This window comes from Rhodococcus sp. MT28 (genome assembly GCF_058792695.1).
On the sequence record NZ_JBXAFD010000004.1, the window covers coordinates 249,142 to 261,069 of the forward strand.

The 11,928-nt window shown below is 63.2% G+C and carries 11 protein-coding genes; 6 read left to right on the forward strand and 5 right to left on the reverse strand.

Annotation, left to right across the window (positions count from 1 at the left end):
* Nucleotides 1-21: 21 nt before the first annotated feature.
* Nucleotides 22-381, forward strand: coding sequence for a YybH family protein (locus AC1Q6C_RS17575; RefSeq protein ID WP_054782316.1), 360 nt, complete (start codon nt 22-24; stop codon nt 379-381).
* 15 nt (nt 382-396) lie between these two features.
* Here AC1Q6C_RS17575 and AC1Q6C_RS17580 read toward each other — a convergent pair whose 3' ends face one another.
* Complete coding sequence (locus AC1Q6C_RS17580) at nt 397-1,668, reverse strand: ROK family transcriptional regulator (RefSeq protein WP_074447122.1); 1,272 nt, start codon at nt 1,666-1,668, stop codon at nt 397-399.
* A gap of 342 nt (nt 1,669-2,010) precedes the next feature.
* On the opposite strand from AC1Q6C_RS17580, the gene AC1Q6C_RS17585 reads away from it, so the two are divergent.
* From AC1Q6C_RS17585 to AC1Q6C_RS17595, 3 genes are read left to right on the forward strand one after another with little or no spacing between them, the layout of a single operon-like run.
* Nucleotides 2,011-2,988: a TauD/TfdA dioxygenase family protein gene (locus AC1Q6C_RS17585; RefSeq protein WP_042452972.1), complete on the forward strand. Its 978-nt coding sequence runs from the start codon at nt 2,011-2,013 to the stop codon at nt 2,986-2,988.
* The gene (locus tag AC1Q6C_RS17590; RefSeq protein ID WP_492666718.1) at nt 2,985-5,306 is read left to right on the forward strand and encodes an arylsulfatase; all 2,322 of its coding nucleotides are present in this window, start codon (nt 2,985-2,987) and stop codon (nt 5,304-5,306) included. Before AC1Q6C_RS17585 ends, AC1Q6C_RS17590 begins: the two co-directional genes overlap by 4 nt.
* A 15-nt stretch (nt 5,307-5,321) precedes the next feature.
* Complete coding sequence (locus AC1Q6C_RS17595) at nt 5,322-6,071, forward strand: SDR family NAD(P)-dependent oxidoreductase (protein ID WP_003942076.1); 750 nt, start codon at nt 5,322-5,324, stop codon at nt 6,069-6,071.
* 15 nt (nt 6,072-6,086) lie between these two features.
* On the opposite strand, the gene AC1Q6C_RS17600 is transcribed toward AC1Q6C_RS17595, so the two are convergent.
* From AC1Q6C_RS17600 to AC1Q6C_RS17615, 4 genes are all read right to left on the reverse strand, one after another.
* Entirely contained in the window at nt 6,087-6,845 is a 759-nt protein-coding gene (locus tag AC1Q6C_RS17600) for an ESX secretion-associated protein EspG (RefSeq protein ID WP_003941991.1), read from the reverse strand.
* On the reverse strand, nt 6,842-8,380 hold the full coding sequence (locus tag AC1Q6C_RS17605; RefSeq protein WP_081557550.1) for a hypothetical protein: 1,539 nt from the start codon (nt 8,378-8,380) through the stop codon (nt 6,842-6,844). Before AC1Q6C_RS17605 ends, AC1Q6C_RS17600 begins: the two co-directional genes overlap by 4 nt.
* A 120-nt stretch (nt 8,381-8,500) precedes the next feature.
* Nucleotides 8,501-9,697, reverse strand: a complete 1,197-nt coding sequence (locus tag AC1Q6C_RS17610) for a L,D-transpeptidase (protein ID WP_042452959.1) — start codon at nt 9,695-9,697, stop codon at nt 8,501-8,503.
* Between the two features lie 32 nt (nt 9,698-9,729).
* Nucleotides 9,730-10,773: a UDP-N-acetylmuramate dehydrogenase gene (locus AC1Q6C_RS17615; protein ID WP_208689755.1), complete on the reverse strand. Its 1,044-nt coding sequence runs from the start codon at nt 10,771-10,773 to the stop codon at nt 9,730-9,732.
* Nucleotides 10,774-10,847: 74 nt separating this feature from the next.
* Between AC1Q6C_RS17615 and AC1Q6C_RS17620 the strand changes: the two genes are divergently transcribed.
* Both AC1Q6C_RS17620 and AC1Q6C_RS17625 read left to right on the forward strand, forming a co-directional pair.
* Nucleotides 10,848-11,345, forward strand: coding sequence for a DUF2505 domain-containing protein (locus tag AC1Q6C_RS17620; protein ID WP_042452956.1), 498 nt, complete (start codon nt 10,848-10,850; stop codon nt 11,343-11,345).
* Nucleotides 11,346-11,421: 76 nt separating this feature from the next.
* On the forward strand, nt 11,422-11,922 hold the full coding sequence (locus AC1Q6C_RS17625; RefSeq protein ID WP_007735352.1) for a DUF2505 domain-containing protein: 501 nt from the start codon (nt 11,422-11,424) through the stop codon (nt 11,920-11,922).
* Nucleotides 11,923-11,928 lie beyond the last annotated feature (6 nt).

Here is an 11,928-nt window from a genome sequence, read left to right on the forward strand (position 1 = left end):
GTGCGGTAGAACGATGGAAGCATGACAACAACAGATGACGTTCAGAAGGCCGGAACCCCGGAAGACATCGCGAAGCTTTTTGTGCAGTTCGCCAACGCTGGTGACGCAGACGCCGTCGCCGCACTCTACGAGGAGGATGCGGTGATGGCCTTCCCGCCCGGATCACTCACCGTGGGCCGCCAAGCCATCCGCGAGGTGATCTCTCAGATGCTGGCAGCTGCACCGAGATTCACCGTCGAGGAAGCCCTACCAACGGTGATCAGCGACGACCTCGCCATGACCTCGACCAAACCTTCCGACGGAACCGGCGGACGCACACAGGTGGCGCGCCGCCAGCCCGACGGTTCGTGGTTGCGGGTGCTCGATCGACCAGAACTCTGACTGCCCTCTTCGCAGTCAGACGGCCGACGCACGCCGCATGGCCGCCGCCGGATCGGCGAACAGCGAGCTCAGTGACACGACCGTGGAAGCGTATTCCTGAACCCGATTGCCGAAACCGGTAATTCGAATGTCCTTACGCTCCAAGGAGGATGCCGTCGAGAAGGCCTCGGCGACATGGGGCACCCCGGCCGGATAGTCGGTGAATGCCTGACCACCCAGAATCACCCGATCCGGGTTGAACAGGTCACGCAGCATCGCCACTGTCCGGCCGAGGACGCGTGCTCGATCAACCAGAAGCTCGTGTGCCGGAATGGAACCCGACGACGCTGCCCGGTAGACGTCCGCGATCGTGACACGCTCGCTGCCCTGGATCACGGCGCCCGAAGACAAAGCCTGCGCGACTACGGCGCGGTCACTGATCGTCGCTTCAAGGCAACCCACGGCTCCGCAGGTGCACCGTGCGGACGAACCGGTGGGGAGGTGCGCGATCGAACCGGGTCCGCTGGACGGCGTGTGTACTCGCCCTTCGAAAGTGATTGCGATGCCGGCAGTTTCACGAGCGTAGAAGTACAAGCCGGTAGTGCCCGGCGTCGGGGCTTCGGCACGATCGGTGCTGAGCAGAAGTTCCGACGCAGCCATCGCCTCGACGTGGGCGGCTACCGATACAGGGAGATCCAAGCCGGCTCCGATGATGGACCCGACCTTGGCGCCCTTCCATCCCAGACGCGGGTGATCGACGACTCCGGTCGCTGAATCGACGCGACCGCCGATGGCCACGCCGACGGCGAGCGGACGACGCTTGTGCCACCGCGAGGCAAAGGATTTGGCCGAGCGCGCAATCGTGGCAAGCGCGACAGCAGAATTGGTGGCAGGCGTCGGAATCTCGACGGCGCCGAGCACCTTTCCTCGAATGTCGCTGGCAATGATGCTGGTGACGACGGCACCGATGTGGATGCCGACTGTCAGATAAGGCTCGTGGTTGACCTCGAACGGAACTCGCGGACGCCCGATTGCTCCGGAGGCCGTCAGGTCCGCGCGTTCGCGCAGGATCCCGAGGTCCAGCAGGCTCGTGACCTGCCGGTTCACGGTGGCGATGCTCAGCCCTGATGCCTTTGCCGCAGTGTCACGTGAGAGCGGCCCACGGGATCGAGCAATGCGCAACACAGTCGCGGACGGACCGTCGGCGATGCGTAGTTCGGGCGCAACTATCTGGGTACGGGTCCGGGTTCCCGAGAGCGCGGTTCGCGATCGGATGTTCGGAATGGCGGAGATTGTGGGTGTCGACATGGCTGTCCCTTGCAGAAGGAGGAGAAGGCGCATATCTCTGTCGACCGAGAAATCAGCGTTTCCACTGTTCACACGAAGAAATAGACAGAAAAGGCGCAGAAATTAGCTGCAGAAAGAACGGCGGCGACAACACAGCTCTCGCGCCAGAGGCAGACGCGAACCAAGCGCAGCGGTCACATAGGTGACCCGCAAAGCGGCAGGCTGGTCGGTCGACATGGCTCCAAAAGTAGCAGCTTCACCGAGATTCACAAATCAGGTGCGGTAACGATCACACTGAACGCAACCCTGTCGGGGCGAAATCTCGCGTGTTTGGGTGGGCACACTCCCCACGAAAGGTGCACCATGTCTACAGCTTTCGCCAAGCCGACCCTCACGAATTCGGCATCAACGAACGGAGCGGCCGTTGACGCCGCTCGCGGCACTGTCACCACCCTCGGCGCGCATATCGGCGCCCGAATCGACGGAATCACTCTCGGCGGGCATCTCGACCCGGCGACGATTTCCCTCATCCGGCAAGCACTTCTCGAACACAAGGTGATCTTCTTTCGCGGGCAAGACCACCTCGACAACGATTCGCAGTACGAGTTCGCCCAACTGCTGGGTACCCCGACCACTGCCCACCCCACCGTGAAGTCGCACGGCGCAAAAGTTCTGCCCATCGACTCGGACCTGGGCAAGGCCAACAGCTGGCACACCGACGTCACCTTCGTCGACCGCATCCCCAAGGCTTCGATCCTGCGCGCGGTGCAGCTACCCGAATACGGCGGTTCCACGACGTGGGCGTCAGGGGTAGCCGCCTACAACGGACTGCCGGATCCGCTCAAGGCGCTCGCGGAGAACCTCTGGGCTCGCCACACGAACGTCTACGACTATGCGGCAACCAGCGCCGAGCGGCTCACCGAAGATCGCACGGCCGCCTACCGCGAGGAGTTCCAGTCCACGTACTTCGAGACGGAACACCCGGTGGTGCGGGTCCACCCCGAAACCGGAGAACGCACGCTCGTCCTCGGACATTTTGTCAAGAACTTCGTCGGGTTGAGCACCGAACAGTCGAACGGTGTATTCAAGCTCTTGCAGGATCACGCCATCAAGCTCGAGTACACGACGCGGTGGAACTGGGAAGCGGGTGACGTCGCGATCTGGGACAACCGCGCCACCCAGCACTACGCGATCGCCGACTACGACGATCAGTACCGGCGGCTGGAGCGCATCACCCTTGCCGGCGACATCCCGGTCAACATCCACGGGGAACGAAGCCGCAGCATCGCCGGCGACGCTTCCGAATACTCGATCATCGAAGGCGCCTCGACTCTCCCATGACTTCATCGGATTCCGCCCCTCCTCCGCACGCCCGCGGATACGAAGGCTTCGAGGGTCGAATCGGCCGCACCGCAGCCGATTCGACCCCGTCGTGGCCCACCTCCACGACCCCGATTCCCGGATCACCCAACATCGTCTTGGTTCTGATCGACGACATGGGGTACAGCGACATCGGGCCGTTCGGCTCCGAGATCGAGACTCCCACCCTCGACCGCCTTGCCGCGCAGGGCATTCGGATGACCAACTATCACACGACGCCCCTCTGCTCGCCGTCGCGCGCAGCTCTTCTCACCGGCCTGAATCCGCACCGCGCCGGGTACGGTTTTGTCGCCAACGCCGATCCGGGCTACCCCGGACTGCGTCTGGAATTGGCCGACGACGTCCAGACACTCCCCGAAATCCTCCGCGGCGCGGGCTATGCGACCTATGCCGTCGGCAAGTGGCACCTCGTACGCGACGCCAACCTAGCCCCGGGACGAAGTCGTGACTCCTGGCCGACGCAGCGCGGTTTCGATCGCTACTACGGCTCACTCGAAGGCCTCAACTCCTTCTACTATCCCAATCAACTGATCTCCGACAATTCTGTGGTCGACGTGGACGAGTACCCCGAGGGGTACTACCTCACCGACGATCTGACCGACAAAGCGGTCGGGTACATCAAGGACCTCCGCGCCCACGATCAGGACAAGCCGTTCTTCCTCTACTTCGCACACGTCGCCATGCACGGACCGTTGCAGGCCAAGCCTGCCGACCAGGAAAAGTACCGCGGCCGCTACGACGAAGGGTGGGATCGAATCCGCGAGTCGCGGTTCGCCTCTCAGCTCGTGCAAGGCCTCTTTCCGGAAGGTACGCAACAAGCACCGCGAAACTCCGAACCCGGCTTCGACGTCCCCGAATGGGAATCACTCACGCCGGAAGTGCAGTCCAGGTTCGCCCGCTACATGGAGGTGTACGCGGCGATGGTCGACTCGATCGATCAGAGCGTCGGACGCATCGTCGACACCCTGGACGAACTCGGCGAGCTCGACAACACGATCATCGTCTTCACCTCCGACAACGGCGGCACCGCCGAGGGCGGTTCGGACGGGACCCGAAGCTACTTCGCACAGTTCGCGCATATTCAGGATCCGGACTGGGTGGGCGATGTCCCCCACGACGAATCCCTCATCGGCGGACCTGAATTGGGCGTCCACTATCCACGTGGATGGGGACAGACGTCCAACACCCCGTTCCGGTTCTACAAAGGGCAATCCTTTGCCGGCGGGATCCGTGTTCCTTTTCTCCTGTCCTGGCCCGCTGGATTGAAACCCGGAGCAGACGACAACGGGATTCGCGACCAGTTCGCGTACGTCACCGACCTGACCCCTACGCTGCTCGAACTGGCCGGAATCGACGCACCCAGTGTGCGAAACGGGCTCCCGGTGAAAGAGTTCGACGGGGTGTCTTCCGCGTCCGTTCTGCGTTCGTCTGCCGCTCCGAGCACTCACACCGAGCAGTACACCGAGATGACCGGCAACCGTGGCTACTACAAGGACGGCTGGAAACTGCTGGCTCTCACCCCGGCGGACATCGACAAACCGCACTGGCAGTTGTTCGACGTCCGCACCGACCCGACCGAGCTCGACGACCTGGCATCACGGTTTCCCGACAAGGTTCGCGAACTCGCCGAGGCCTGGGACCACTCGGCGTGGGCGAACACCGTGTTTCCTCTACTCGGCAATACCGTCGGCGCGGTTCGCCGTCCGGAGGAAGGAGCACTCTCACGCCCGGTGCGACTACTTGCCGGAACGCCCCCGCTGGAGCGCTACCGCTCATCCAAGCTGATCGGGTTCCGCGACTTCGACATCACGGTCGAACTCGACGGTTACCGCGAAGGTGACGCCGGTGTCCTTGTCGCCCATGGCGATCCGCAGGGTGGGTACCTTCTCTACGTCGAGGACGGGCACCTGCATCTCGGGTACAACGCGTTCGGTTCCTACTCCGTTGTCGACGCCGGACCGCTGGCGCTCGGCACCGAACGCATCGAGCTGTCGGTGACGGTGGTACCGCGGTTGCGTTGGGATCTCCACGTCAGCGTCGACGGCATTCACGCGGGCCAGCTGCTCGGGCAAGTACAACTGGTGGGAATGGCGCCGTGGACCGGTATCTCGGTCGGTGTCGACGCCAGGGGACCTGTGTCGTGGGAGGTACGACGACGCCATGGTCCCTTCCGGTACAGCGGCGCGCTGCGCGCCGTCACCTACACACCCGGCCGGATACAAGTACCGCGTCGTCACATCGAATCCATCGAACGGGAAGCAGAGTATGCCGCCGACTAGCCCTACGATTGCATCATGACCATTTCTTCCGATGCCCGCATCGCCGTAGTCACCGGAGCCAGCTCCGGAATCGGTGAGGCCACCGCCCGCACCCTGGCAGCTCAGGGATTCCACGTCGTGATCGGTGCTCGCCGCGTCGATCGTCTCGAGAAGATCGCCGAGGAAATCGGTGGTACCGCTCTCGAACTCGACGTCACCGACGAGGATTCCGTCGACGCGTTTGCGGCCGTGGTCCCACGTGTCGACGTGTTGGTCAACAACGCGGGTGGTGCAAAGGGTCTGGCAACAGTCCTGGACGCGGATCTGGACGACTGGCGGTGGATGTGGGAGACCAATGTTCTGGGCACGTTGCGTGTGACGAAGGCACTGCTGCCCAAGCTGATCGATTCGGGTGACGGTCTGGTCGTGACCATCACCTCGGTGGCCGCGCTGGAGGCATACGACAACGGCTCGGGCTACACCACCGCCAAGCACGCTCAAGCCGTCCTTCATCGGACATTGCGTGGTGAACTGTTGGGCAAGCCCGTTCGACTGACCGAAATCGCGCCGGGAGCCGTCGAGACGGAGTTCTCACTCGTCCGGTTCGAGGGCGATCAGGACAAGGCCGACAAGGTGTACGAGGGAATCACACCGTTGGTGGCGCAGGACATCGCCGAGATCATCGGTTTTGTCGCGTCGCGGCCGTCACATGTGAACCTCGATCAGATCATCGTCAAGCCGAGGGATCAGGCAAGCCCCGGTCGGTTCCACCGCACCACCAGCTAGTTCGAATCGTTCTGACTAACCAGTGCGAATCACCCGGTGCAGGACGAGGCCGAGATTGCGTGCAATCTCGGCCTCCGTCATTTCCGTGGAAGCGCTACGGGCACTTACGGTTTCACCAGCGGTGACGATGTACCGACCATCTCCGGCATAGTCGTACCAGTGGAACGTTATTCCGTCGTCTGTCGGTCTGCTGTCCAGCGCTCCTCCCGGGTATGTGGTGACTTCACCTATCGAGGTCCGCTCTCGGCCGAAGAATCTGCTCACTTCCTCGCTCCCGCGCGCACCGGCAGCACTGCTCAGAAAGCTCGCTCTACCGGAAGTTTTCGGCCTTTCGATGCTCACACCACGCTCCGATCCAGCGGGGCAGGTCGGCAGGTGATCGACGAGCATCCGTGGAATTGCCGATGGGCGTACCACGGTGAAAACCACGTCGGAGCCACAGTCGACAGTCCTGCCGGGCAGTTGAGTCAGGAGCACCCCCAGGTCGCCGGCAACAACGCCGTGCAATCGCGTCACCGTACTCATGTTCTGCCCGTGAAAACCGGAAACCTCAACGCGAGCATCAGGATTCGCAAGAGCACCGAGAACGTGATGCAGCCGATCGTCGAGCAACCAAGCCAGGTGTGCTCCCGCTCGACGTCGCTCTTCTGTCAGCTCGTTCATGGTTTCGGCCGTCGGACGAAACCGCAGCGGGTACGGGAGTCGGTCACGTCCGACCGCTTCCCAGAGAATCTGGAATTCGAGGCCGGTGAACTGCCACTGCATGGTGGTCATTCGCCCAGCACCGCCGGGGAGACCATCGGTAGGTCGCCGACCAGGGCATTGCCGTTCTCGACTGTGACGAGGTAGCCGGGGGTGTCGTGAACGTTGTCTTCGTCTTGCCCTTGCCCTCGTCCCGGTGCCATGCCGCCGACGCCACCCATCGCGCCCCGACCGCTCTGCGCGCCCGTCGCCGAGGTACCGCCAGTTCCGTTGACGCCCCCACGCCCGCCATTGGCGAGGCCGCCCACGCCGCCAGGGCCGAGAGCGCCACCTCCGGTTCCACCTGGCCCGAAGCCTCCGGTACCGATTCCACCTGCGGAACCACCACCCGAACCGCTACCCATGAGGCCTGAAGGCACTCCGGAACCGAGCTGAGCACCATTCGGAGTTGCACGAGCTAGGCCATCTGGCGCTGCACCGGCGGACAGTGGACCGGCATGTGCCGCCGTGGTCCCGGCCGGGTCGGAATCGGTTCCGGATCGAACTGCATCGACGTTCGGATTCCCTTGGGCATCAACGCCGCTACGGTTGTCACCATTTCCGGAATCGGTGCCGGATGGATTCTGACCGGAACCGTGTCCGGGCGGGTTTGCCCCGCCGGAGTTTCCACCGTCCGCTCCCCCGCCAATTCCGCCACCCGATGTAGATGGCGTGCCGAGCCCGTTTCCTGGACCCGAAAAGTTCCCGCCGTCGGCACCACCACCACCGAATGCGCCGCCACTTCCAGCCCCGCCACTTCCAGCCCCTCCACCGCCGGTGACCGGATTGAATGCGGCCGGGAGGATCGGCACCTGATCGTCCGCACGCTTCATGGACGGCAGATACACGTCCTTCATCACCTGGCGCGCTTGACGTTCGGCTTCTTCCGCTTCGTATTGGGCCTGCTTCCATGTAGCCCCGGGAACCATGCTGAGAAACCTCTCGACCGTCGAGGCGCCGTCGGGGGCCGGAATCGAGCGTTTGGCCTCGTCGAGTGCGATCTTCGCCTCCTCGATCTTGTTCGAGATCAGATCGACCCGCACCTTCAGCTCACCCGCATCAGCCGAGTAGGCCAGCACTGCTTCCAGCGCAGCCGAGCCGCCGCGCCCCTGCCAGCCTTCGGTGATCGCACCGTTCACGTCGTTCTGGAACTTCCCGATGCCGGCTTCGACCCGGCCTGCAATGGCCTTCCAAGCCTCACCGATCGCACTCAGGGTTGCCGGATTCATCTCGTTGACGTGGTCGAAGATTTCGGAGTGCGACATCGCATCGAACGGATCGTCGTCCACGATTGCGTGTTCGCTGTACTCGAGCGACGACGTCTGGGCGGTGAGGGCATCGCGCTCACCCCAGGCTCGTGCGCGCTCCACATCGGCGTCGACGGTCGCAGCAGCCATCTCGTCGTCGAACGCGCCGCGGTCGTCGGTTATGGATTGCACCAGAGCAGATGTAGCGATTGCGCTCGCGATGGGAGTGCCGACAACTGGCAATGCCGCCACGCCAGGAGGCACGGCCTGCGTCGCTTCGGAGATTCTTCCCAGCACGTCTTCCAGAAATGGAATGCCCACCGCTGTCCCCCTGAAGTCGAAAACCCCCGTCGGACTCCCCCGAGCCGACAGCACTTACCTGTACAGACGCAAGCAGAGCCCGGACGGTTCCCTCATCCACGGATTTACCGCAGTACAGAGTTACGGCAGTGCCGACATCGACTTCCAGGTCGGCAGATCGATTGCCCAGTCGTAGATGTCGCCGTCCGCAGGAGACAGGTCGATCGACGTGCCGGTCACCTCTACGGGGTCACCGTAGAGGGCGGTTCCGAAGTATTCCTGCGCGTCGGATGTCGACAGGTTGATGCAACCGTTCGTGACGTTCGACGAGCCCTGCACCCCGGTGGTCTCAGGATTGGCGTGGATGAATTCGCCGTTGTTGGAGATGCGCACCGCCCAACGCTCACGCACGTTCTCGTAGAACGGCGGATTGGACATCATGAAGTCTTCGTACTTCTCCGTCACCATGTGAATGCCGCTGCGCGTGACGTTGCGAGGTTCGTTTCCCTCGCCGTAGCTGACGGGAATGTCCATGATCGTCTGACCGTCGCGCACCACCTGCATGCGGTGGCTGGGCGCATTCGCCTTCACGATCTGGCTACGACCGATCGTGAAGTCGAGCGTGAGATCCTGGTCGCCGAAGGCGCCACCGCCGTAGTTCAAGCCGTAGAGCTTGGCGTCCAGATGGACAGTCGTGCCCGGCACCCAGTAATCGGCCGGACGCCAATGGGCCCGCGATCCGCCGTTGTCGTCGGCCAGCCAAGCCCACGATCCGGCGGTGGGCGGCACGGTGGTCACGACAAGCGCCTTCTCGACGGCCGCCTTGTCGACGACGGAGTTGTCGAACTGCAACGTGATCGGTGCCGCGATACCAACTTCTTGGCCGTCGGCGATGTTGAGGGTGGCGCCGGTGGTCGACTCCGGGGCAACCGTCGTAAAGCTCCCTTGGACTGGCACGGATTTACCGTCGGTCCCGGTTGCCGAGCCCGACCACGAATACGTGGTGCCGTAGCCGAGTGCCTCACTGACGGTGAACGATGTCTTGTCAGGCGACAATTGTCCTGCAACGGCTTTACCGGCTGCGTTGCTGAGGCTGACGTCGGACAGCGTTCCCTGGGTCACCGCCACCGAGACGGGAGCGACCGGGCTGACATCTTTGGTGCCGGGCGCCGGCGTCGACACCACAGTCGCCACCGGTGCTGGTTCGGCGGCCGCCGCGCCGCCCTGTCCGTCCTTGCCGCCGATCGTGCAGCCGACGACGGCCACCATCACAGCGAGCAATACAGCTACCAACGCAACAAGACGCGAACGACTTCTCCTACCACCCAGCTCATGCACTTCAACAGGCTACCTGCGGGCTCTGTCAAGAATCAGACGGTGCAGCCCACAGTTACCGGTTCCGGTTCCAGGTGGACACCGAACGCGGCTTCGACGCCGTCGCGCACTGTCCGCGCGAGCGAGACCACATCCGCGCTCGTTGCCGACCCTCTGTTGGTCAACGCCAAGGTGTGTTTGGTCGACAGCCTGGCCGGTGCATCTTCGCCGGGATAACCCTTCGAGAATCCGGCCCGTTCGATCAACCATCCGGCCGAGAGCTTGGTTCCACCACTGCCGGGGAACTGCGGCACGGTGACGTCGCCGAGCTGTTCGGCGATTGCTTCGAGCACGGCAGGCAGCTTGTCGTCGGGCACCACGGGGTTGGTGAAGAAGGAACCCGCGCTCCAGGTGTCGTGATCGTACGGATCGAGGACCATCGCCTTGCCTGTCCGAAGTCCCAGAACTGCCTCACGGACCTGCGACGCAGGCAACCGCGCGCCTTCTTCTGCCCCCAGCGCGGTGAACAGTTCGCGGTACGCGAGCGGGGCACTCAGTCCGTCGGTCGACGCATCGAATTCGACGGCGAGAACCACTGCTGCATCGGAATGCTTGAGAACGCTCGAACGGTAACCCAATTCGAGTTTCGACGGTTCGACCCACGACACTTCGCCACTGCGTCGGTCGAGCAATTGAACCCGCCGGAGCCGCGAGCCCACCTCGACGCCGTACGCGCCGACGTTCTGCACCGGCGTCGCACCAGTGGAGCCCGGAATCCCGGAGAGACACTCGAGGCCACCCAACTCCGCGGCGACGGATTGACCGACTACTTCGTCCCACACCGCGCCCGCTTCGGCGACGACGCGGCCCGTGTCGAGGCTCACGGTGGTGTTGGCCACACGAACGACAACTCCGTCGAATCCCGAGTCGGAGATCACGAGATTGGATCCGCCGGCGAGAATCAGCGTCGGGATCTGCTCGCGATCGAGCAGCGTCACGACGTCGATCAACGACTGCGTCGTCGGACATTCGGCGAGCAGCCGCGCCGGTCCCCCGATTCGGAGCGTCGTCAATCCCGACAAGTCAACGTTCTCGGACACGAAAGCGCCTGATTCCACGACGCGTCTGCCAATGGTTACGTCCCACACATCGATAAACGGTAGCCTCCACAATCGTGAGCCGTCGCATCGAGCATTCGTCGAAGTACACAGTCCCCGCCGAGAAGGTCCATGAGGCGGTGACCTCCGAGCAGTACTGGCGCGACCGAATCGTCGCTGTCGGTGGTCCCGGCGCAACGATCGAAGAGCTGACCGTTCGCGACGAGACCGTCGCGGTCACGATGTCGCAGATCATTGCCGCAGAGCATCTCCCCAGCATGGTGTCGAAAGTCGTCAACGGCGACATCGTCATCAAGCGCAGTGAAACGATGGCGCCTTTCAAGGACGGCAAGGCCACCGGCACCTTTTCCGCCCACGTCGACGGCGTTCCCGCCCGTGTCGAGGGCACGCAGGTGCTGACAGGTGACGAGAACTCCGCCACTCTCGAGATCGACGGTGAGGTCGAGGTCAAGATCCCGTTCCTCGGCGGAAAGATCGAAAGTGCGATTGTCGACGAGGTTGTCCGGCTCATCCAGGCCGAACAGGACTTCACCCGGGAGTGGATCACGAAGTAAAACCCTGCGAGCGGCGGCAGTTGTGGATACAGCCGATTTGGCTTGTCACAGCGTGTAACCGGTATTCTTTACGATCATGGCTCGCCGCATCGACTACTCCGCCCGCTATCAGCACTCCCCCGAGCAGGTCTATGCGGCGCTGGCGGACCGCTCGTACTGGGAGGCCCGTGTCGAGGAGATGCGCAAGCATTCCGAGAACCATGTGGAACATTTCGAGGTCACCGATTCCGGAATCGATCTCGTGCTCCACCACATTCTTCCGCGCACGGATTTGCCTGACATCGCTCAGACGGTGATGAAGAAGGATCTTGTCATCACTCGTAAGGAGTCGTACGGCGCCTTCGGTGACACCGTGACCGGAACGTACGAAGCGTCCATCCCGGCCGGGCCGGGGAGTTTGTCCGGCACCATGGAGTTGTTCGCGACCGATACCGGGTCCACGCTGCGAACCACGTCCGAGGCCAAGGTCTTCATACCGTTCATCGGCGCGAAGTTGGAGCAACTGATGCTCATCAACCTCGTAGATCTGTTCCGCACCGAAGCCCAGGTCACCGCGACCTGGCTCGCCGCACGCTGAACCCGG